The 22,771-nt window shown below is 68.4% G+C and carries 17 protein-coding genes; 8 read left to right on the forward strand and 9 right to left on the reverse strand.

What is annotated here, in order from left to right; translation table 11 throughout:
• Nucleotides 1–187 precede the first annotated feature (187 nt).
• From ABN034_RS31335 to ABN034_RS31345, 3 genes are all read left to right on the forward strand, one after another.
• A complete protein-coding gene (locus ABN034_RS31335; protein WP_349325743.1) occupies nt 188–1,519 on the forward strand; it encodes an aspartate kinase in 1,332 nt (443 codons plus the stop codon).
• Nucleotides 1,516–2,607 (forward strand): aspartate-semialdehyde dehydrogenase, encoded by a 1,092-nt coding sequence (locus tag ABN034_RS31340; protein ID WP_349694584.1) that lies wholly within the window; start codon nt 1,516–1,518, stop codon nt 2,605–2,607. Before ABN034_RS31335 ends, ABN034_RS31340 begins: the two co-directional genes overlap by 4 nt.
• A 503-nt stretch (nt 2,608–3,110) precedes the next feature.
• Nucleotides 3,111–3,788, forward strand: a complete 678-nt coding sequence (locus ABN034_RS31345; protein ID WP_349694585.1) for a Type 1 glutamine amidotransferase-like domain-containing protein — start codon at nt 3,111–3,113, stop codon at nt 3,786–3,788.
• Between the two features lie 98 nt (nt 3,789–3,886).
• On the opposite strand, the gene ABN034_RS31350 is transcribed toward ABN034_RS31345, so the two are convergent.
• From ABN034_RS31350 to ABN034_RS31360, 3 genes are all read right to left on the reverse strand, one after another.
• Entirely contained in the window at nt 3,887–4,132 is a 246-nt protein-coding gene (locus ABN034_RS31350) for a hypothetical protein (protein WP_349694586.1), read from the reverse strand.
• 296 nt (nt 4,133–4,428) lie between these two features.
• Entirely contained in the window at nt 4,429–5,661 is a 1,233-nt protein-coding gene (locus tag ABN034_RS31355) for a DUF418 domain-containing protein (protein WP_349694587.1), read from the reverse strand.
• A gap of 37 nt (nt 5,662–5,698) precedes the next feature.
• Complete coding sequence (locus tag ABN034_RS31360) at nt 5,699–8,293, reverse strand: SCO7613 C-terminal domain-containing membrane protein (RefSeq protein ID WP_349694588.1); 2,595 nt, start codon at nt 8,291–8,293, stop codon at nt 5,699–5,701.
• A 229-nt stretch (nt 8,294–8,522) separates the two neighbouring features.
• Here ABN034_RS31360 and ABN034_RS31365 point away from each other — a divergent pair, with 229 nt between their 5' ends.
• Nucleotides 8,523–11,627 carry a glycine--tRNA ligase gene (locus ABN034_RS31365; RefSeq protein WP_349694589.1) on the forward strand — a complete coding sequence of 1,035 codons (3,105 nt, stop codon included), beginning with the start codon at nt 8,523–8,525 and terminating at the stop codon, nt 11,625–11,627.
• Nucleotides 11,628–11,682: 55 nt separating this feature from the next.
• Here the strand turns inward: ABN034_RS31365 and ABN034_RS31370 are convergent, their stop codons facing one another.
• Nucleotides 11,683–12,582: a beta propeller repeat protein gene (locus ABN034_RS31370; protein WP_349694590.1), complete on the reverse strand. Its 900-nt coding sequence runs from the start codon at nt 12,580–12,582 to the stop codon at nt 11,683–11,685.
• Nucleotides 12,583–12,867: 285 nt separating this feature from the next.
• Here ABN034_RS31370 and ABN034_RS31375 point away from each other — a divergent pair, with 285 nt between their 5' ends.
• Nucleotides 12,868–14,223 carry a serpin family protein gene (locus ABN034_RS31375; protein WP_349694591.1) on the forward strand — a complete coding sequence of 452 codons (1,356 nt, stop codon included), beginning with the start codon at nt 12,868–12,870 and terminating at the stop codon, nt 14,221–14,223.
• 190 nt (nt 14,224–14,413) lie between these two features.
• Entirely contained in the window at nt 14,414–14,791 is a 378-nt protein-coding gene (locus ABN034_RS31380; protein ID WP_349694592.1) for an RNHCP domain-containing protein, read from the forward strand.
• Nucleotides 14,792–15,086: 295 nt separating this feature from the next.
• Here ABN034_RS31380 and ABN034_RS31385 read toward each other — a convergent pair whose 3' ends face one another.
• Entirely contained in the window at nt 15,087–15,524 is a 438-nt protein-coding gene (locus ABN034_RS31385; protein WP_349694593.1) for a cupin domain-containing protein, read from the reverse strand.
• A 382-nt stretch (nt 15,525–15,906) separates the two neighbouring features.
• Here ABN034_RS31385 and ABN034_RS31390 point away from each other — a divergent pair, with 382 nt between their 5' ends.
• Together ABN034_RS31390 and ABN034_RS31395 are read left to right on the forward strand one after the other, a co-directional pair.
• Nucleotides 15,907–16,839, forward strand: coding sequence for a phosphotransferase family protein (locus tag ABN034_RS31390; RefSeq protein ID WP_349694594.1), 933 nt, complete (start codon nt 15,907–15,909; stop codon nt 16,837–16,839).
• 100 nt (nt 16,840–16,939) lie between these two features.
• On the forward strand, nt 16,940–17,590 hold the full coding sequence (locus ABN034_RS31395) for a class I SAM-dependent methyltransferase (protein WP_349694595.1): 651 nt from the start codon (nt 16,940–16,942) through the stop codon (nt 17,588–17,590).
• Between the two features lie 787 nt (nt 17,591–18,377).
• Here ABN034_RS31395 and ABN034_RS31400 read toward each other — a convergent pair.
• The 4 genes from ABN034_RS31400 to ABN034_RS31415 all read right to left on the reverse strand — a co-directional run bounded on the left by ABN034_RS31400 (nt 18,378) and on the right by ABN034_RS31415 (nt 22,599).
• Complete coding sequence (locus ABN034_RS31400) at nt 18,378–20,840, reverse strand: HAMP domain-containing protein (protein ID WP_349694596.1); 2,463 nt, start codon at nt 20,838–20,840, stop codon at nt 18,378–18,380.
• A 362-nt stretch (nt 20,841–21,202) separates the two neighbouring features.
• Complete coding sequence (locus ABN034_RS31405; RefSeq protein WP_349694597.1) at nt 21,203–21,349, reverse strand: hypothetical protein; 147 nt, start codon at nt 21,347–21,349, stop codon at nt 21,203–21,205.
• A gap of 680 nt (nt 21,350–22,029) precedes the next feature.
• Nucleotides 22,030–22,308, reverse strand: a complete 279-nt coding sequence (locus ABN034_RS31410; RefSeq protein ID WP_349694598.1) for a hypothetical protein — start codon at nt 22,306–22,308, stop codon at nt 22,030–22,032.
• A 30-nt stretch (nt 22,309–22,338) separates the two neighbouring features.
• Nucleotides 22,339–22,599, reverse strand: a complete 261-nt coding sequence (locus ABN034_RS31415) for a hypothetical protein (RefSeq protein WP_349694599.1) — start codon at nt 22,597–22,599, stop codon at nt 22,339–22,341.
• Between the last annotated feature and the right edge of the window lie 172 nt (nt 22,600–22,771).

Here is a 22,771-nt window from a genome sequence, read left to right on the forward strand (position 1 = left end):
AGGGGGTGCAGCCAACCGTGATCAGAGCTCCGCTCGGGCCCAGCGCGGGGGGAGAGCGCCCACAACTTGGACAGTCCGTCCACGAAGCGTCGCCGTCGGTAGACTGTGGCGCGGCAACGGTGCCGACCAGGGCTGGCTCACGCCGGTCCCGGACTCTCGACCCGCCAAATGCAGGAGCGTTATTCCCGTGGGCCTAGTCGTGCAGAAGTACGGCGGCTCGTCGGTCGCCGATGCCGAATGCATCAAGCGTGTCGCCCAGCGCATCGTGGCGACGAAGAAGGCCGGACACGACGTCGTCGTGGTGGTCTCGGCCATGGGCGACACCACCGACGACCTTCGTGACCTCGCGCAGCAGGTGAGTCCACTGCCACCCCCGCGGGAGCTGGACATGCTCCTCACGGCCGGTGAGCGGATCTCGATGGCACTGCTCGCGATGGCGATCGCCAACCTCGGCCAGACCGCCAAGTCCTACACTGGCAGCCAGGCTGGCGTCCTCACCACGTCCCACCACGGCAAGGCGAAGATCATCGACATCACGCCTGGTCGGATCCGGCAGGCGTTGGAGGAAGGCGCGATCGCGATCGTCGCGGGCTTCCAGGGTGTCTCGCAGGACACCAAGGAGATCACCACGCTCGGTCGCGGGGCCTCCGACACCACGGCCGTCGCGCTTGCCGCGGCCCTCGACGCGGACGTCTGCGAGATCTACACCGACGTCGACGGGGTCTTCACCGCCGACCCGCGGATCGTGCCCAGTGCGCGACGGATCCCGCAGATCAGTTACGCCGAGATGCTGGAGACGGCGGCCTGCGGCTCCAAGGTGCTGCACCTGCGGTGCGTGGAGTACGCCCGGCGGTATTCCGTGCCGATCCACGTACGTTCGTCGTTCAGCATGAATCCGGGCACGTGGGTCGCCGACGCCGACGTCGTACGCGCGGCGAAGGCAGCCCACGCCGTCGACGTCCCGACGGACCGGCAAATCACCTCAGAGGAGGGCGAGATGGAGCAGCCGATCATTTCCGGTGTCGCCTACGACAAGAGCGAGGCGAAGATCACCGTGGTCGCCGTGCCGGACAAGGTCGGTGAGGCCGCTCGCATCTTCGCCACGCTCGCCGACGCCGAGATCAACATCGACATGATCGTGCAGAACGTCTCCGGGGTGGTGACGGGCCGAACCGACATCTCGTTCACGCTGCCACGCGCCGACGGGCAGCACGCGATGACGGCGCTCGCCAAGATCCAGGGCGAGGTGGGTTACGAGCAACTGCTCTACGACGACCGGATCGGCAAGGTGTCGCTCATCGGCGCCGGCATGCGGACCAACCCCGGCGTGGCGGCACGCTTCTTCGCGGCGGTGGCCGAGGCCGGTGTCAACATCGAGATGATCTCCACCTCGGAGATCCGGGTGTCGGTGGTCGTCGACGAGGATGACGTCGACGCCGCGGTCGCGGGCGCCCACCGAGCCTTCGACCTCGACGCCGACGAGGTCGAGGCCGTCGTCTACGGAGGGACTGGCCGATGAGCGTGGGCGCGGACCTCGGGGAGAAGAAGCCGACCCTCGCGGTGATCGGTGCGACCGGTGCGGTCGGCACGGTGATGCTGCAGATCCTTTCCACCCGCCGCGACATCTGGGGGGAGATCCGGCTCGTCGCCTCGCCACGGTCGGCCGGGCGCAAGTTGACGGTGCGCGGCGAGGAGGTCGAGGTCGTCCCGCTCTCCGAACGCTGCTTCGAAGGCGTCGACATCGCGATGTTCGACGTTCCCGACGAGGTCTCGGCGACCTGGGCGCCGGTCGCCGTGTCCTACGGCGCGGTCGTCGTCGACAACTCCAGTGCGTTCCGGATGGATCCCGACGTCCCGCTCGTGGTGCCCGAGGTCAACGCGCCCGCCGCCCGCGAGCGGCCGAGAGGGATCATCGCCAACCCCAACTGCACGACGCTCGCCATGATCGTCGCGGTGGGCGCGCTGCATCGTGCGTACGAGCTCGAGTCCCTGGTCGTGGCGTCCTTCCAGGCGGCGTCCGGTGCGGGGCAGTCGGGCATCGACACGCTGTACGACCAGGTGGCGAAGGTCGCGGGCCACCGGGAGATCGGCACCCGTGCGGGCGACGTCCGGCGGATCGTCGGTGACGACCTCGGGCCGTTCCCCGCCCCGTTGGCGTTCAACGTGGTGCCGTGGGCGGGTTCGCTGCGCGAGGACGGTTGGACCAGCGAGGAACTGAAGGTACGCAACGAGTCGCGCAAGATCCTCGGGCTGCCTGACCTTGCCGTGTCCGCCACCTGCGTACGTGTCCCCGTCGTCACGACCCACTCGCTCGCCGTCCACGCCCGGTTCGCCCGCGAGTTGGATGTCGAACAGGTGCGGCAGATCATGCGTGACTCACCGGGCCTGGTGCTGTGCGACGAGCCGGAGGACCTGGAGTTTCCGACGCCCGCGGACGCGGTGGGCACGGACCCGACCTGGGTGGGCCGGCTGCGGCGGGCGCTCGATGACCCGCAGGCGCTGGACATGTTCGTGTGCGGAGACAACCTGCGTAAGGGTGCGGCGCTCAACACCGCGCAGATCGCCGAACTCGTGGCCGAGGAACTCGCCGGCGTCCCCGTCTCCTGACCGCCTCCCGCCTCGGGCACCTCGGAGGCACCCGCTGGCGGAGCATCTTCCGATGAGGGGCCCCTTCGTCCAAGCGGCGCTTCGTATGAGGGGTCCTTTCGCCCAAGCGGCTTTCGTATGAGGGGCACCGTTGCCTGTCTGCGCAAGGCGATCGCGGAAGCCGTACGGCTGCTCGAGCTGGACGACCTTCGCGCCGATCGCGGTCAGATGGACGTCGTGGACGCCGCGGGGGAGATCATCGGTCAAGTACCGGCACCGATCGCCATCGTGTCCGACAATGGCTCCTGCTTTCGTGGCCAGGTGTTCACCCAGGAGCTCGCGGAGCAGAACCGCACCGAGGACGGCGAGGACCCGTTGCCGCGTCATGTGTGCACCAGGGTGAAGAGTCCCCAACCGCACCGCCACGCAGTTGGCAGTTTCGGCCCGTTCGGAAGCGATAAGTTTCGCGGCGGTCCCAGGTCTCTACGTCAGACTGCTCCATCGCACTCGAATCGGGAGGCATCTTGCGGCTTCTTCTCACGTCCGCGGGCATCAAGAACGCGAGCGTCCACGACGCGCTGGTCGACCTGCTGGGCAAACCCATCGCCGACTCCAGCGCCCTGTGCATCCCAACCGCGATGTACGGGCATCCCCACGTCGGTCCAGGAGCGGAGGCATGGCGTTTCATCAGCGGACGACAACCCCTCACGCCCATGTGCGAGTTGGGTTGGAAGTCCATGGGACTGCTGGAGCTCACCGCGCTGCCCAGCATCGATGAGGAACGCTGGGTCCCGCTGGTCCGGGAGACAGACGTCCTGCTGGTGGGAGGCGGCGATGCCCTGTACCTGTGCCACTGGATGCGGGAGTCCGGGTTGGCGGACCTCCTGCCGTCGCTGCGCGAGACGGTCTGGGTAGGGCTGAGCGCCGGGAGCATGGTGATGACCCCCCGCATCGGGCAGCGCTTCGTCGGGTGGAAGCCGCCCGCCGGTGGGGAGGACAGCGCCCTGGGGGTCGTCGACTTCTCGATCTTCCCGCACCTCGACGGCCAGGACATGCCGGAGAACACCATGGCCGACGCAGAGCGATGGGCTGCCGGTATCCCAGGGCCGACGTACGCGATCGACGACGACACCGCCATCAAGGTGACCGACGGGACCGTCGAGGTCATCTCCGAGGGGCACTGGAGGCTCTTTCCCTCCTAGTTCCGTCCTAGCTCAGGTGGAACGCGGACCCGGGACAGCTCACCAGCACTGGCCTCCGGCGCCGTGCGATGCGTGCTGCCGTGGTCGGGGCCGCAGGTTCAGGAGCCACCGCCCCCATCGCCTCCCCCGTCGCCGCCAGCGCCACCACTGCCCGCGTCGCCGAGATCGGCGTTGCCGACTCCGGAGGTCGTCCCGTAGTAGTGCGACCCGCCTGTCCAGCCCACCCCTTGCGCGGGAAGCTTCCGCTGTGCGGTTCGTGGCACCATCCGGAACACCGTGCTGATGCCGACGAAGAGCAGGGCGAGGACAAGCAGGCTGATGACCGCGAAGAGCAGAAGTTCCATGGCCCACCCCGTGTACGTCGGGCAGCCGCGAAGCTGTGCGGCGCCAGGTGGAGTCCAGCGTAGCTGCGCGTACGAATGTGAGACGGGCGAGAACTCAGCAGTACGCGAATGGTCAACCGGTAGTGCTCCACAGGGAAATCCGGCACTGTACGCGATGTGAGACAGCGGATACACACACCCCAATACCCCCCATCGAGACACGGCAGATGTGGCGTGCATGGTTGGGTATTGGCGTGCATCGTCGCGCGCTGGACTCCGCCGACCCGTCACTGTGCGCAACAAGTGCGGCTCCCGTGCTAGCGGTTCCCGCGTAGGGCTCGATAGGTCAGGGAACGCAGCAGGACCTCCGCTGGACCACGCCGCCCGACCCGACCTAGGACGCCGGCGGCGGCGACGGTGACGAGCCAGGTGAGGAGCGCAACCTCCGCCGTCGCGGTACTTCCCAGCTGCGCGCCGAGGCCGCCGGCGTACGGCGTGAAGAGGAGTACGAACACCACCGACTGCGCGAGGTAGCACGACAGTGACCGCTCGCCACAGGCCGCCACCGCGGCCGTGACCGGGCCCATGGCGCCGCGGCTCCGGAGCCGGATCACCAGCAGCCCCACCAGCGCGGCGTATCCGAGACCGCCGGCCACGCCGGTCAGCGTGTGCAGGGCGCCGTACGCCAGGTGGACGGTGAGCGACGAGGACGGCAGGACACCGACCACCACGAGGTCCAGGGGCAGCCCGCCGGCGAGAGAGAGGGCGAGCCCGGCCACCGCGGTACGCCGGAGCAGGTCCCGGTGCCGGCCCGGTTCGTCGAGGATCCGACGCCGGCCCGCCCACAGCCCCAGCACCATCGGGAGGAGGACCACCAGGGCCGTGAACGGTGTCGCCGCCAGCCAGTCCGCGAGCCGAAGCGACCCGGCCGCCCAGGGATCCGACGTGCTCAGCGCTCCGACCAGCGCACCGCCGTCACCGGTTGCCAGGCCGTACGTCGAGCCGAACACCACGACCGGGACGGTGAAGAGGGCCGCCCAGGTGAGCAGTCCACGATCAGAGAGGGGCAGCAGCGCCAGCAGGAAGAGACCCGCCAGCCCGTAGCCGCCGAGGATGTCGCCCGGAAACAGTACGGCCGCATGGACAAGGCCGAACGCCAGCAGCCACAGGTTGCGGCGGACCAGCAGCCGCCGGACGGCCGGCTCCGATGTGCCGCTTGCCCGTTGGCGACGGTAGAGCTGGACCATGCCGTACCCGAACAAGGCGGCGAACATCGGATAGGCCCGGCCGTCCACGAACGTCACCACGACAAAGCTCGCGATCCGGTCGACCACGGTGGTGTCGATCACGTGCAGGCGGGGTCCGCGCGGCCGGTCGTACAGGAACAATGGTGCGTTGGCGAGCGCGATGAACGCGAGCATGAGGCCGCGGGCGAGGTCGGGTGCGAGCGCACGTTCCTGCCGGGTGACAGGTCCCCGCATGGCCGCTGCCTCAGCGCTGACCGGGCTGTTGGCGCCGACCGCGCGGTTGCTACCGGCCCCCATCCGCATGCTGCAGAGCCTGCCATGCCGGTGATGACCTCATCCATCAGTGCAGGCGCGCCACGGCTCGGCGCAGTCTCCGGACGTCGCGCAGGCGGTGTTCGTACGTCGCACCGACCACGAGGAGAAGCAGTCCGCCGACCGCGAACGGGATCCACCTCGGAAGCTCGACGAGCAGTTCGGCCACGAACGGCGCGAGCTCGACTCCCGCGAGGATGACGAGCGCGCCGCCGCCCAGGACGGCCGGCGCCTGCAGCCGTCTCCACGCGCCGAGCAGGGTGATCGCGAGGCAGCAGGTGCCGAGCAGCAACGGTCGTTCCCACTGCTCACCGGTCACGGCACGCAGCAGCGAGGGCGCGAGAGTGAACGACAGACCCGAGCCGTACGCATGCCACGACGAGGGACCAGGCCTCACCGTCCGGCGACGCCACCAGCCCAGCCCGAGCAGGATGATTGACGCCGGAACCGTGTACGCCTCGATCAGCCCGACACCTTCCGCCCAGAGCAGGACCCAGGAGGAGAGCACGAGGGCGGTCAGGCCGACAGGACGCGCGGATCGGCGATCGGCGCGGAGCGACGTGGTGAGAGCGAGGACGCCGGCCGACGCGAGGCCCACACCGAACAGACGCGCATCGCCGAGGGTGAGGAGAATCGCCGCGACGACGAGGACGGCGGACCCCCACTCCACGCCAGGCGCGAGGTCCGCGCGAGCGCTGGGCCGGGCCAGCCCCGCCGCCAGCGCCGTACCGACCGCCGCGACGCCCAGGACCAGGAACGCGGAGCTACGGGCCGGCCAGCCGGCCACGAGGCCCGAGGCCAGGGCGAATCCCCCGACCAGGAACGTGGCCGCCATGGCACTCGCCGGACGCAACTCGCGGACCCGGGCGAAGACGGCCAGGCTCGCCGACCCGAGGGCGAGTACGCCGAGAACGACGAGAGTCGCGTTCTCGGTCGCCAGCGCCCACGAGAGCGCGAGGAGGGCGAGTACGCCGGCGATGACTCCGACCCAGGTGGCCAGCGCGCCGTCGCGCAGCCGGCTCGCCGCGCCGGTCGAGACGACGACCGCGACGAGGAACGTGGCGATCGCCGCCGCGTAGGAGAAGTCCAGGGCGAACGGTACCTCCACCGCCATCATGGCGCCGAGCGCAATGCTCACGCCGACGCTGGACGACCCGAGTCCAGGCGAACGGGTACCGACGGACAGGAGTAGGAAACAGCCGAGGAGAAGCCCGAGGACGACCAGGTCAGCCGGGCGGGCCGTGACGTAGGACATGAGGGACGAGGTGGCGTACGACAGGGACGGAGCGATGCCGACACTCCGTACCCCGTCCGGCGCACCCGACCACGGCTCGACGATCCAGCCGACCGGCGCCGCCAGCGTGCCCAGCAGAATCGGCACCTGCGGAAGGGCAGTCGCGGCGGCGACCCCCGCGCCGGAGATCCGGCAGCCGCGCCGCACCGGCGCCGGCAGCCAGCGGGCGGCAGGGGTGGCGGCGAGGACCAGCAGGCCGGCGGCGGCGTACGGCACCAGCTGCCAGCGTCCGTCGAGAGGGATCCGCAGCGGTGTCGCGAGGGCGAGGCACACGGTCACCGCCGAGACCACGGCGACCGGCGGTGTCAGCGCTTCCAACGGCCTGGCGCGGTGGATGATCGCCGGCATGGTCACGGCCAAGCCCACGAGGACCGCGACGGCAAGCAGCCCGGCGGCCGCGCGCACCTGAACCGGGTCGGGCGTGGAGAGCAGCTGCGCCAGACCGACCAGGACGCCGGCCGACCAGGCGAACCCGAAGCATGTCGTCGCGGCTCTGCGGAGGGCCCTCACGGTGACGGCCACCGTGACGTCGAAGGCGGCCGTGGCGATCAGTGCGGCCACCAGCCACGAGGCGGTGCCTGGCGGGTCGGCGTTCCACGCGAGCAGCGGTAGGACGATCTGGGCGAGGACCAGCGCGACGGGGACAGGCAGGCGGAGCGGTGGCAGCACCGTGGAGTACGCGACCAGCCCGGCCGACACCAGGGCGACCAAACCGGCGGCGTACGGCCCCGGCGGGAGCCGGTCGAGTCCGGCCAGGCCCGTCCAGCGGGCGGCGTACCCGTCCAACAGCACGAGGGCGAACCCCAGCAGGGCGACGGTCTCAGCGGTCGAACGAAGCCTCCGGACCAGCAGAAGCTTGGGAATCGCGAGCGTGACGGCCGTGATCGCACCCAGAATGGCGGCGCGTCCGGTGAGTCCGATCTGACCCCAGTTCCAGATCGTGAAGACCGCCGCGGCGACGGACAGCAGGGCCCCACCCAGGACAAGGAGCAGATTCTGGACGGTCTGGACCGACAGCTCGCGGCGTTGCCCCGCTGTCGGAGGAGTCCGGTGACCGGGCGCCGGGGAGGTCGCCGGGTGGGCGTCGAGCGCGGCGACCAGGGTCGCGCGGTGTCGCAGCGCGAAGTCGCGTTCGGCCGCCAACCAGGCGAGCCGGGCGTCGACCTCGCGGAGCTGCTCCCACAGCGGACTCGGCTCCCCGGTCTGGTCGCTGGACGACGCGCCGCCGGCCGGGTCGGCGGTCGGGTCGCCAGTCTCGCCGGTCGCGCCGCCGGTCGACGCGCCACCGGAGGCGGGTGACCTGGGTGGGCTGCCCTCGGATTCGTCCATGGCAGCCGATGATCAACCTGGCCGGGCAGCCGCGTCATCCGTCGGCGTACTCAGGTCCGCCCTGAGTATCCGCCCCTGTCTCCGAAATGTCGGATCCCACCAGAGCGCTCGCGCCGCTCTCCGCCCGAACGCGCGCCCAGACGCGCGCCCGCTCCCCACGCGGGGGCGCGCGGTGGTCGACATTAGGGTGGTCCGCGTGGCACGTGAGGTGACGGGGAAGACTCCGCCGATGACACAGCAGCCGTCGAGTCAGAGCGAGCCTTCTAGTCAGGGCGCTCCGACGATGCAGGACGTACTCCTGGCTCTGACGGCTTACTGGACCGAGCGCGGCGCGATGATCGTGCAGCCGTTCAACACCGAGGTGGGGGCGGGTACGTACAACCCGGCGACCATCCTGCGGGTGCTGGGTCCCGAGCCGTGGCGGGTGGCCTACGTCGAGCCGAGCGTGCGCCCCGACGACTCACGGTACGGCGAGAACCCCAACCGGCTGCAGACGTTCACGCAGTACCAGGTGATCCTCAAGCCCGACCCGGGTGATCCGCAGGAGGTCTACCTCGACAGCCTGCGCGCGCTCGGTGTCGACATCGACGCGCACGACATCCGGTTCGTCGAGGACAACTGGGCCTCGCCCGCCGTCGGCGCCTGGGGTCTCGGCTGGGAAGTGTGGCTCGACGGGCTGGAGATCACCCAGTTCACCTACTTCCAGCAGGCCGGCGGCAGGAACCTCGACCCGGTGAGCGTCGAGATCACCTATGGCATCGAACGCATCCTGATGGCGCTGCAGAAGGTCGACCACTTCAAGGACATCGCGTACGCACCCGGCATCTCCTACGGCGAGGCGTTCGGCCAGTCGGAGTACGAGATGAGCCGCTACTACCTCGACGACGCCGAGGTCGAGACCAACTGGACGCTGTTCAGGTCCTACGAAGCCGAGGCGCAGCGTTGCGTCGACGAGCGGCTCCCGGTGCCGGCGCACATGTACGTCCTCAAGTGCTCGCACGCGTTCAACGTCCTCGACTCGAGGGGTGCGATCAGCACGACCGAGCGGGCCAACGCGTTCGGGCGGATGCGGGCGCTGTCGCGGCAGGTGTCGAACCTGTGGGACGAACGCCGGGAGGAGCTCGACTATCCCCTCGGTCGTACGCAACCACCCGCGCCCGCCCCGGCACCGACGAGCTTTCCGGAGGTCGACGGCCCGCGAACGTTGCTGTTCGAGATCGGCGTCGAGGAACTGCCCCACGCCGACGTCGCACAGACGGTGGACGCGGTTCGTGAGGCGCTGCGCGCGAAGCTCGGCGAGACCCGGCTGGGGCACGGCGAGGTCCGCACCTACGGCACGCCCCGGCGGATCATCGCGATCGTCGACGCCGTGGAGCCACACGAGCCGGACGCCGAGCGGACCGTTCGCGGTCCTCGGGTCAGTGCTGCGTATGACGCCGACGGCCAGCCGACGAAGGCCGCGGCGGGATTCGCCCGCGGGCAGGGCGTCGACGTGGCCGCGCTGTCGCGGGTCGAGCAGGGCGGCGTGGAGTACGTCGCGGCGGTCCGCACCGACGTCGGCCGTCCCGCCACCGAGGTGCTGAGCGGACTGCTGGCGTCCGTCGTGAGCGAGTTGCGCGCCGACAAGAACATGCGGTGGAGCGACCCGGTGCTGTCGTTCAGCCGCCCGATCCGCTGGCTGCTCGCACTGCTGGGAGACGTCCCGGTGCCGGTGGCCGTGTCGACGGTGGCGTCGGGGCGGACGACGAGGGTCCGGCGTACGGCCGCGCAACCCGTGGTCGAGGTCCCGGGCGCCGACGGTTATCTGGACTTCCTGCGTACGCACGACATCGTGGCCGATCCGAGCGAACGCCGCGCCGCGATCGTGGCGGCGGCGGAGGCGCTCGCGGCAGAGGTGGGCGGCGTCATCGACGTCGAGGGCGAGGCGGCGCTGATCGACGAGATCACCAACCTGGTGGAGCAGCCGGTCGCGATCCGCGGTGCGTTCGAGGAGCGGTATCTCGAGCTGCCGGCGGAGGTCCTCACGACGGTCATGCGCAAGCACCAGCGCTACCTGCCGGTGTGTTCGGCCGATGTGGTGGAGGCGGGCGCCGGCGAGCGGGGGCCGTCCGGGAGCCGGAACAACGCGGCGCTTCGTCCGGCGTTCGTGGCGGTGGCCGACGGCGCGTGCGATCCCGATGTCGTCCGCGCGGGCAACGAGTCGGTCCTGCGCGCCCGCTACGAGGACGCGGCCTTCTTCTGGCGGGCAGACCTCGAGGTGCACCCCGACGAACACCGCGCGGGTCTTGCGAAGCTGGCGTTCGAGAACCGGCTCGGCTCCATGTCCGAACGCGCCGACCGGATCGCGAAGGTGGCCGACGCGCTTGCTTCGCTGGTCGGCCTGTCCGGCGCTGATCGGGCGACACTGTCGCGGGCCGGGCAGCTGGTGAAGTTCGACCTCGCGTCGCAGATGGTCGTCGAGCTGACGTCGCTGGCCGGCACGATGGGCCGGGAGTACGCCCGCCGGGCCGGCGAGCCCGAGTCTGTCGCCGAGGCGTTGTACGACATGGAGCTGCCGCGGGTCGCCGGCGGTCCGCTGCCGGCGTCGACACCTGGCGCACTGCTCGCGCTGGCGGACCGGTTCGACCTGCTGGCAGGGTTGTTCGCGGTGGGCGCCACGCCGACCGGGAGTTCCGACCCGTTCGCGTTGCGGCGCGCCGCGCTGGGCATCGTGAACATCCTGCGGGAGCGGCCATCGCTCGCGGCGGTGACGGTGGACGCGGGGTTGGCGGCGGCGGCGGCCGAGGTCGAGGCGCACGGTGTGGACGTGGCGGCGTCAGCCCGGGCCGACGCCGGGGAGTTCGTCGTACGCCGGTATGAACAGCAGCTCCTCGATGCCGGCCACGGCTATGACCCCGTGCAGGCGGTCCTCCCGTTGGCCAGCCGGCCGGCGCGCGCGGAGGAGACGCTGCGCGAACTCGAACGGCGTACCGGCGTCGCCGAAGGTGCCTCGGCCGACCCAGCCTTCACCGACCTGGTGATCGCCCTGCAGCGGGTCCGGCGGATCGTGCCGGCCGACGTCGCGGGGGAGTACGCCGTGGACGCGTTGAGCGAGCCCGAGGAGCTGGGGTTGCATCAGGAGCTGGCCAAGGTACGCGAGGCGCTCGGCGCGGATGCGGACTACACGCTGGCGGAGTTCGTCGACGCGGCTGTCGCGCTGGTGGGACCGGTGAACGCCTTCTTCGACGCGGTGCTCGTCATGGCGGAGGACCCGGCGGTTCGGGCGGCGCGGCTCGGGTTGCTGGCCTCGATCCGCGACCTCGCAGCCCCCGTGCTCGACTGGGACGCTCTCTGACCTGCGCGCCGGGGCGGGAAGGATGCCCTGTTTGGATGAGGGCGCCAAGGCCGAGCTATTCCCGGACGAGGACGCAGCGCACCACCGGAAGGCCGTCGGCGAGGAGTTCCCAGCTGCGTCCGGCATCTGCGCTGGCATAGACGGCGCCGGTCGTGGTGCCGAAGGCGATCGTCGACCCGGCCCCTGCCAGGCAGTGCGGCTCGATGTTGGTCTCGAGGTCGGGGAGGCCCTTGCCGCAGCGTTCGAGCCGTACGCCTTCCAGCCCGCCACGGTAGATCGCCGCGCCCTTGCCGTTCGTACCTTCGGACGCGCTGACGACCACTGTGTCGTTGCACACGCCGACCGCGGTGCAGTAGGTGCCGTCGAGGCCGAGCGCGCGGTGATTCCAGGCGCCCCCGTGATCCCAACTGGTCGACAGGCCCCGCGCGGTCGCCGCGAGGAGTGGGCCGTCGCCGGGGAGCGCGACGATCTGGTGGACGTCCTCGTCGATGTCGAGTGTGGGTTCCCAGGTCGCGCAGTCATCGGTCGAGCGTGGGATCCCGCCGATGCGTACGTTGACGAACGTGTTGCCATCGTCGTCGACACCGATCGAGCCGACCGACGGTTGGTCGCCGGACGCCGCGCGCCACTTGGCCCGTCCGTCGACGAGGTCGAACGACTCGACCGGTTCGAGCCGTTGGCCACGCAGCCGGTAGAGATGGGCGCCGTAGGTGCCGATCAGGAGACCGTCGCCCGACGGGTGGATGCAGGTGGTCTTCACGTTGCGCAGCCGCGTCACGTGCCGCCAGATGGCTGCCGCTCCCGCGTTGAAGATCTCCGACTCGCCGACCAGGGCCCAGGTCTTGTCACCGTCGGCGACCAGCGTCCGGAGTCGCCGCCCGGGCAGCTCGAGACGCGTCTGCGACCCGAAGACATGGAGCCCGTCGTCGGTTCCCACGTAGATGCCAGCGGGCATCAAGATCTCCCTTCGCCGTCGGCAATTCTTCCGTGGAAGAGCGGTCGCACGGAAGGGTTCGCCCCGCACTGGTCGCATCCGGGTTCAACCCGCCCCCCGGCTGGACGCGGAGGGCCCGCACGACCTTACTGTCCGCTGCGAGATCGGCCTGTCCCGGGTTGAGTGCGCGACGACGCCGCGGGACAACCGATTTCCGTCCCGCGGCGTCGTTGGGGAGGCCAGCTCCGACGGGACTCGCCACCCGTCGAGCTTGCCATCTGGATGACCTAGCGGGAGGTGGCGGAGATGATGCAAGGTGTCGGGACATCCCGGCGAGCGGTGCTCATCGGCGCACTGGCGGCGCCGTTGCTCGCGGCCTGCGGCCGGGAAGCCGGCGGTGCCAACGGAGGGAACGGCATGGGTGGCAAGGACGGACGCGGGGGGCTGCGGCTGGTGGCGGCCGCGGGAGTTGACCGGGTCACGCCGCCGCGCGATGCACCGGTGGCGCCGACGGTCGACGGGATGACGGCGTTCGGGCATGCCCTCATGCAGCGGGCCAGCGATCCGTTGACGAACTTCGTCGCGTCGCCGGCGAGCATCGCCTTCGCCTTCGGCATGGTCCGGGCGGGTGCCCGCGGAGAGACCGCCGTACAGATCGACGACGTTCTGGGCTTCCCTCCCGACGGTCCACACCTGGCGTTGAACGCCATCACCCGGCAGGTTGTCACCACCGACAAGGCGCCGCCTCGGGCGTCGAGCAAGCGCGAGCCCGGTGAGCCGCCGGCGCCGCCGGTCGTGGCCGTCGCCAACGCGTTGTTCGCCCAGGAGGGCTTCGCCATCCGGGAAGCCTTTCTGCGTACGCTGAAGGAGCACTACGACACCGGCGTCCAGACGCTCGATCTGCAGTCGCCTGCGGCTCTCGAGACGATCAACGCGTGGGTACGCCAGCAGACCGCCGAACGCATCACCAAGCTCTTCGAGGAACTCAATCCTGACACCATGCTGGTACTCGCGAACGCGGTCTATCTCAAGGCGGACTGGGCTGTGCCGTTCGAGGAGTCCGCCACCCGTGACGAGACCTTCACCAAGGCCGACGGCGGCACCGTCAAGGCGCCGATGATGACGCGGATGGGCGCGTTTCGCCATGCGTCGGGGGCGGACTGGCAGGCGGCGGAACTTCCCTACGCCGGCGGAGAGCTCGCGATGTGGATCGTGGTGCCGACCGCGAAACCGACGGCCGCGGCACCGTTCGAGCCCGTGACCCTGCTGCGGCCGCAGCTGCTACGGGAGGTGGCCTCGGGGCTGCGGAGCGGACGGGCGAGAGTCGCCCTGCCACGCTGGGACTTCGCCACCAACCTCGAGCTCGCCTCGTTGCTCCAGCTACTCGGCATGACGGTGCCGTTCGGCAGGTCTGCCGACTTCTCCGGCATCGCCGACAGGCTCTACATCGACCAGGCCATCCACCGGGCCAACATCACCGTCGACGAGTTCGGGACGGAGGCAGCCGCCGTCACCGGCCTGGCGATGCGGACGACCTCCCTCCCGGCGGAGCCGAAGACGGTGATCCGGGCGGACCGAGCGTTCGCGTTCGCGGTGGTCCACCTGCCGACGCAGACGCCGTTGTTCCTGGGGCAGGTGGCTGATCCGACCGCGACGGAGTGAGGTCTGCCTCGCATCGTTCGTACAGGCAGGAAAATCGGTTGCCGGTGTGCCGATGATGCGGTGTCATTCGAGGCGATACGCGGCGGTGGTTCTGCCGTCGCGGGGCCACGGCAGGTAGCGAGAGGAGGCGAGAGTGTGACGACTGTCCGGGTCCGTCGCTGCGTTCACTTCGACGGACGGAGATCCACTCGTGACACACGCATCTCGCCACCACCGCGATCGGCGCCGCGCGTCGCGTTTCCACTGCCTGCACTGCGGACGTGAGGTAGACCTCGACGCTCAGGGCACCGCCCATCGCAACCACTGCCCACACTGCCTGTGGAGCCGGCACCTCGACCGGGCGCGACCCGGCGACCGTGCCTCGCCTTGTGGTGCGGGGATGGAGCCGATCGCCATCACCGTACGCGGTGCGGGGGAGTGGGTGCTGGTGCACCGCTGCCGGGAATGCGGCGCCCTGTCGCTCAACCGTGCGGCGGGAGACGACAGTGCCCTGCTCCTTGTGCAGTTGGCCGTGAAGCCGCTGGCGTCCACGCCGTTCCCCCTCCACGCTTTGCACCGTATGGCGTAGTCCTGCCCTGCGTCACCCCGGCTCGCCCTGCCCTCGTGATCATGATCGTGATCATGAAGACATCCCTGTGCGCAGAGCCCGCAAACACTCATGATCACCGATCGCCGTCCCTTGCGACGATCATGAAGAGTCGCAGGTCGCTGCACCAGCGAGCTTTCACGATCACAGGGCAGGGCGGCGCGCGGCGAGCTATTGGTCGGCCTGTGCTTGTCGGCCGCGAACTTCTCCAACGCCTGCCGCCCGTCCGCCCAGCGTTCCGCTGCCGTTGTCCGCCTGCACGCCTGACCGAGCGGGCTCAGTCGAGGAGGGTGCAGCCGTACGCCTCGAACAACGCGCGCATGCCCTCGACCCCTGAGGGCCGTTCGCCGCTGTGCAATGCGTCGAGCAGCGCACTCGTGCGGGCTCCCATGACAAGCAGGTAGCGCACCGAGGCGTCAGGGTCGGGGTTCCAGAACGTGTGCGGCAGCCCACGCGGCCCGATGACCGCCCCGCCCGCCGGTACCTCATGCTCGGTGTCGCCCACCTTGACGCGGAGCCGCCCGTCGAGGACGTACCACGCCTCGTCCTCGTCATGATGGATGTGCATTGGCGCCTGGTAGGGCGGATCGTCGACGGAGCCCGTGCCTGGTCGGGCGGTCCATTCGGCCAGGACGAGACCGGAGCCCGCGGGCGCCAGCTTCTCATTCGCGGACAGGCGCGTCGCCGCGACGTGTCCCGGTGGCGGCAAAGACATAGCCCAACCCTCCTTGTCGTACGACAGCTTGAGCGGGCCCCGGATCGGCACCCAGGGTCACGGATCGGCACCCAAGGTCCCAGAATGCGCACCGCAAGAGTCCGACAGTAGTAGCCCGAGTACGCATCCTAGGGAGAAGGTCATCGGACGATCATTGTTGTGTGAGCGTGGAACCTCTGTGAGTACGGCGGTAGTCCGCAGCTCGTCCCAGGTGAGGACCCGCCACCGGCCAAGAACGGGTGGCGACCGCCATTGGTGCGAGCGCATCGGCGATCACGTAAGGGTGATCGCCGAAAACCCTTTGATTCCCCGCCGCCGCGCTGGTCGAATCGCCGGCATGTCGGTGCCGCCAGGATCGTTTGTCGAATGGCAGCACGCTCAGGTGAGCACGCCGCGCTCGGTGCTGGCCGGGCTTGTACGCCGTGCGGTGGGAGCCCGGATCGAGCGGGTGGACCGGATCGTGGAGGGGTACGACAACGAGGTCTACCGGGTCTGGAGCGCCGACGGGCAGGATGTGGTGGTCCGGATCTTGCGGTTCGGACGGGGCGGTGGCGACTCCACCAGGTCGGCGGCCGAGGCCTGGGCGATCGGCGCCGCACGTGCCGCCGGAGTACCAGGACCGGAGATCCTGCTCCACGACACCGTACGGATCGACGACTCCGAGTTCCCCGTCATGGTGCAGCGCACGATGCCCGGCCGCCCGCTCGCCGAGGTCGTCAACCGCCTGTCGGAGCGACAACGACACGACGTGCTCGCTGAGATCGGCGGACTGATCGCTCGAATCAACGGGGTCCCCGTCGATGACGAACGCGACTGGACGACTGTGATGGCGGCAGAGCTGGCCGATCGTCGTGCGCAGCGGGATCAGATTCTGGCCGGCGGCTTCTCGGCCGCGCAGTTCGACCGGATGCTGGACCTGCTGGAGGGGTACGCCCACGACTTTCCCTGTGAGCGCTGGGTGCTGTGCCATGGCGACATCAGTCCGCGGCACATCTTCGTGACCGGTGACGGCGGCGAGGGTGCGCCCGTACGGGTAAGCGGGATCATCGACTTCGGTGACTGGAAGCCCGGCGCACCGGTGCACGACCTGGCAGTGCTCCGGGTTCGCGGCCCGGAGTTGGACCTACCGCCACTGCTGGCCGGCTACGGCGCACCGGCCGACGAGACGTACCTCCGGCGGTTGAACCTGCACACCCTGGATATCGCTCTGTCCTCACTACAGATCGGCGTGGACGAGGACGACCGGGCCTGCATCGAACGTTCAGCCGCACAGATCCGCACCCTGCTCGCCAGCCTCGACGTACCAGGGTCGTAGGTCCCAGCTGCGTCCAGCGCGATGCGGCTCAGGCCGCCAACTCTCATGCGGTGCGTGGGCTGTGCACCAGATCCTGATCACTGGACTACCGTGGTGGAACATGCACGCGGACGGCTGGTTGGCAGACACCACGACCTCCTACGACACCGTGGCGGTCAGCTATGCCGACCATGTACGCGACGCCCTGGCCGGGGAGCCGTACCTACGAGCGAGTCTTGGGTTGTTCGCCGACCAGGTTCGCGCCGCCGGTGGCGGACCGGTCGCCGATGTGGGCTGCGGACCAGGACACGTGACCGCCCATTTGCACAAGCTGGGGATCGACGCGTTCGGTGTGGACCTTTCGCCTGGGATGATCGACGTTGCCCGGCGGGACCACCCCGACCTGCGGTTCGAGGTGAGCTCGATGACCGACCTCGACCTCGCCGACGGCTCGGTGGCCGGCCTGCTCGCTTTCTGGTCGTTGGTTCACGTCCCCGACGATGCGGTTCCCACGATCTTCGGGCACTTCCGGCGGGTGTTGCGGTCCGGCGGACCACTGCTGCTCGGCTTTCACCTCGGCGACGGGTCGCGGCTGAAGACGCAGGGCTACGGCGGTCACCCGATGAACGTCTACGTCCACCGCCGCCAGCCGGGCCGAGTGACAGCCTGGCTGGACGATGCCGGGTTCACGGTCGAGTCCCAGCTGCTGTTTGACCTTGACCAGAACGTTCCAGGGGCGGTTCTCTTCGCGCGCCGCCGGTCCTCGCTCTGAGGCGACAGTCGGGGACGCGTTCTCACCGTGTCCGACGTACAGGGGCGCCCCAGAACCGGAAACCGGCAGGTCAGAGATCCGTCCCTGAGCCATCGCCCAGGCCTCTGACCTGCCGGTTTGCGCGTCGGGGTGGCGGGATTTGAACCCACGACTTCCTCGTCCCGAACAAAGGTCAAGCCCGGATCGCGTGCCTGATCCACCGCATAAGCGCAGGTCAGCAGCGTCCGCTGACAGCGCCTGACCGCGCTTGACCCCGGCTGCCGCTCCCACTCCGCTCCCATTCCGCTCCCACATGTGCTGCCGGTGGTGAGCCGCCGGGGACTCCCGGTGGCCGGACCCGGCTGAAGCACAGGGGTGTTGGGGCGAGCCGGGACGTGTGACCAACCCAGGCTCACCGAACTCACCGACCGGAAACTCGGCGAGCTCGGCGGCACCTATGGCGGAGCGTTCTGGCGCCACCTTCTGCATCCCCCTCCCGACGCAGCCGCCGCAATCCGCTGGAGCTGACCGTGACCCGGCCGGGACCGATCTCTGCCCGCTGAACAACAGACCAGCCCCGGCCGGTGGCCAAGCGCATGGACACGCACATGCCAGAATCAAGATCACGACTGTTCGGCCCCACCCTAACCAGCTCGTACCAAACCTGACATCTGTCATCTTTCGCGCACGTGCTGCTGCTGCTCGGCTCGAATCTTCTCGGGCTTCCTCCAGGTGAACCGAGGCCGCAGGGACAGCGCAAGGCCGGCAGGAGTGCCCGGGCGGAGGCGTCTGCCGCGCCGTCCGAGGATCAGCTGCGCCGCGGTTGTCCGCCCGTGTGCGCCGGGAGATGTGTGGCGATCAGTCGGAGCAGGTGGTTGCAGTCGACCGGTTTGGTGACGTACTCGGTGGCCCCGGCGGCGAGGCTCTCCTCGCGGTCGCCTTTCATCGCGTTGGCGGTGACGGCGATGAGGGGCAGGTCGCTGTGAGCCGGCATCGTCCTGATGCGGGCCATGGTGGCGTTGCCGTCCAGGTCTGGCATCATCACGTCGATCAAGGCCAGTCTGATGTCGTCGTGGTCGTCTAGTGCGTCGATGGCTGCCAGGCCGTTGTCGACACTGACGACGTTCAGCCCGTGCTGTTCCAGAGCAACTCGTAGTGCGTTGACGTAGCGTGGATCGTCGTCGGCGACCAGGATCTTTTCGCCATGGAACTGCCCGGACTCGGCCGGCTGCACCGCCCCAGCCAGGTTGGACTGCGCGGGAGCCGTGTCGCCAGTTTCGGTCGGTGTGGTTCTGGTGGGGGTTCTGCCGACGGGTAGGTAGAGGGTGAACGTGCTGCCTTGGCCCTCCTGGCTGTGCACCTGCAGTTCGCCGCCGAGGAGGCTGGTGAGTTCCTTGCTGATGGAGAGGCCGAGGCCGGTGCCGCCGTAGTTGCGGCTTGTCGTTCCGTCGGCTTGGCCGAAGGCCTCGAAGATGTGGGCGAGCTTGTCAGGGGGGATGCCGATGCCGGTGTCTTCGACGAGGAACGCGATCAGCGCCGGAGCCGACCTTAGCGCAGGACTGTTCACCTCAGATACGCTGGCCATCTGGATGTGGAGCCGAACTGCTCCTTCGTGCGTGAACTTGATCGCGTTTGACAGCAGGTTACGCAGGATCTGCTGCAGCCGCAGACGGTCGGTCTCGAGGCTGGTCGGCACTTCAGAGGAGACCGTTACCGCTAGGTCAAGACCCTTGTCCGCGGCGAGCGGCTGGTACAGCGATTCGACGTAGGTCACCAGCCCTTCGACCGTCACGGGGACTGACACAAGCTCCATGTGCCCGGCTTCCACCTTGGCCAGGTCGAGGATGTCATTGATCAGCTGCAACAGGTCGTTGCCCGCCGAGTGGATGGTCTGGGCGAACTCGACCTGCTGGTCGGTGAGGTTGCCCTCGGTGTTGTCTGCCAGGAGATTCGCCAGGATCAGTGCGCTGTTCAATGGTGTACGCAGCTCGTGGGACATGTTGGCCAGGAACTCAGACTTGTACCTCGACGCCAGCGACAATTGCCGGGCCCGCTCCTCCAACTCCCGGCTTGCCAGCTCGATGTCGCGCTTTTGGCTGGCCAGCTGCGCCGTGGCATCGGCCAGAGCGGCCACCTCACCTCTGGCGTCGACGGGGATCTCTTCGCGATCGTCACCCTCGGCAAGGGCGCTGGCAGCGGTGGCGATACTGCGGACCTGGCGGGTCAGGTTGGCGGCCATGACATTGACGCTATCGGTGAGGTTCTTCCAGGTGCCGGCAACGCCCGGTACCTGCGCCTGCCCGCCGAGCTGGCCTTCGGTGCCGACTTCACGGGCTACGCGGGTGACCTCGCCGGCGAACTGGGACAGCTGGTCGACCATGGTGTTGATGGTGGTCTTGAGTTGGAGGATCTCACCGTGGGCGTCCACGTCGATCTTCTGGGACAGGTCGCCGCGGGCAACGGCGGTGGCGACGTGGGAGACATCGCGCACCTGCGCGGTGAGGTTGGCTGCCATGAAGTTCACCGAGTCGGTCAGGCTGCGCCAGGTGCCCGCAACTCCAGGAACGTCTGCCTGCCCGCCGAGCTGGCCTTCGGTGCCGACTTCACGGGCTACGCGGGTGACCTCGCCGGCGAACTGGGACAGCTGGTCGACCATGGTGTTGATGGTGGTCTTGAGTTGGAGGATCTCACCGTGGGCGTCCACGTCGATCTTCTGGGACAGGTCGCCGCGGGCAACGGCGGTGGCGACGTGGGAGACATCGCGCACCTGCGCGGTGAGGTTGGCTGCCATGAAGTTCACCGAGTCGGTCAGGCTGCGCCAGGTGCCCGCAACTCCAGGAACGTCTGCCTGCCCGCCGAGCTGGCCTTCGGTGCCGACTTCACGGGCTACGCGGGTGACCTCGCCGGCGAACTGGGACAGCTGGTCGACCATCGTGTTGACCGTCGCGCTCAAGGCGACAATCTCACCATCGGACGATCTTTCGGCCCGTGGGACCGGCATCCGCTGGGACAAGTCCCCATCTGCCACCGCATTAAGGACACGTCCGAGCTCGGCAATTGGCCGTCGGCTCGTCGAGCGACGAGACATTCTCACTTTGCCCAGCAAATGCGACATTGAACGCAGCGCCGCATTCTCCGAATATGCGTGATCCGCCTTATCCCGCAACGACTGGCGAAAGCCGTGGGCAAGACGGCGTGCAGAATGGACAATCGTTGCAGCCTCAACACGGTCGTCTGCGACGCTTCTGCGTTCCAATTTCCTTTTTGGCATCGCATTACCTACATTGCTAGGACTTCACTACTGCCTACGCAACCTCGTTTTCAACTCGGCGCGGGCGCCTGATGCACTTCGAGAAGGCGAACCAGCAGCACCGCGGGCAGACAGGTGATCAGAACCGCGAGGGCCGGTCGTATCCACACCAGTGATGGTACGGATCCAGGCCCACGCGCGCGATGCCGGGCTTTCGGCCAGGATCTGGCCATGCAGGAGTGTCGGCTGGCGCCGCCTCGACGGCTAGGGGCTTGAAGGGCGGTACCCCCATCTGACGAGATGTAGGCGTACGGCAACCACCCGGATGAGTGCCTGCTTTGCTGCTCACGAGGCTCTCACGCAGACGTTCCCAGCAGCTACTGTCATTTGCGCACAAGTCCCGGCCGAGTCGTCACCGCGGGTGCTTCCGTCACGGCTGGACGCTTGTCGCGCTCAAGGCGTACGCACGGCGAGTCCTCCAGCACCAGGTCGACGAAGCGACGCGTGCCCGTCGGGAGCAGTTCGACCATGAGCAGAGGCTGCGCACATACGACACACGTCGAGAGCTGTATTCAAGGTATGTCGTGATGTCAGAGAAGTACGAGAAGTATGAGCGATGGATCAATGCGGAAGCCGAGACACTAGCTCGGGTTGAATCCGACCCGCAGTCTGTGCCATTGCACGAATGGAAACGGATCGACGGATGGATGGAGGAACGCGCCGCAGCCGCGAGGGGGCCGCTAACGATCATGGGATGCTCCTGATGGTGGCACCGAAGGATGTTATAGCGGCTGCCGCGCGCGTAAGCGCTGCCCTTAACGATCCCATTGACGCCGTTCGCTTCAGAGATGCAATCCACGACTTCCTGCTCGCTGCTCGCTGCTCGTGCAGACCTTACCCAGATTTCAAGATCCGGCATGGGAGCCGCTCCCACCACCGATTCATCGGTCGGTGAGGCCCGCAAGAAGGCATACGCCGAAGCCGACTCAATCTGTCTAACTGGCCATTGACCATCGATGTTCACACACCGCGGGGTGGCGTCGTCAACGGCCATTCGTGTGCGTGCCTGACTGCACGGCAGGAGGTGGGTGTATGTCCGCAGGGCGAGCCACGGGTCACCGGTTCAGGCGTGTTCTAGGAGCTGCGGATCAAGGATGCTGAGGATTTCCTCTCGGACTCGAACGTTGCAAGTCTCGATTCGTCGAAGTCGCTAATGAACATTCCGCAACAACTCGTGGCTCTTCAGCTCATCGGCCTCGTGCCCTAAGTCCGTCCGCATTGCTAGCATGATCTTCTCGAACTGGAACACTAGGCGGAGAGACTGATCGCCGTCATCTTCCTGCGCAGCCATCGCCTTCCATGCAGCCCACTCCTTAATGACGTTGTTCGATGCCCACGTCATCGCTCGCGCGGAGAAGTCCGCCATGAATTTGATAGTCTCCTCATCGGGTACCGGTTTCCTCGTCGCGGCGGGCTGGTCGAGGCCCATGGCGTGAGTCCAGTCCCTTACGAACGTCTCTTAGATTTCGGCCCACTTCTCGCGTTGTTGAGCTTCAGTGAGCTTCTTACGCTCGAAGATTCTTCCTGCGACGACCGTTAGCGTGGCGACGAGGATTGTGCCAGTCAGGCCGACGACGGCAACGGTAATTTGTGGGTCGACGCGCCGCACAGCCCACCACGTAGCGCTAACCATCCCCGCGAGCGCACAGAGAACAAGGACGAGGATCGCCACTACTACAGCAAGCTGCCGCCGCTCGATGGACCGATCTTGAACCGCCATAATCAGACAATAGCGGCCGCCTACGTGATCGGCTCGGCTTGGCCGGCTACACCCCTGCCGCCCGGCCACAGTGAACTGCCCGGCCCGATACTCTTGCAAGTGACGGCGGGCATGGCGTCAATGTCACCCCTGTCACTCTGTCACTCGCTTGGCTCAGATCTGCGGAAGCGGG

Source organism: Actinopolymorpha sp. B11F2, assembly GCF_040195635.1.
Classification (GTDB): domain Bacteria; phylum Actinomycetota; class Actinomycetes; order Propionibacteriales; family Actinopolymorphaceae; genus Thermasporomyces.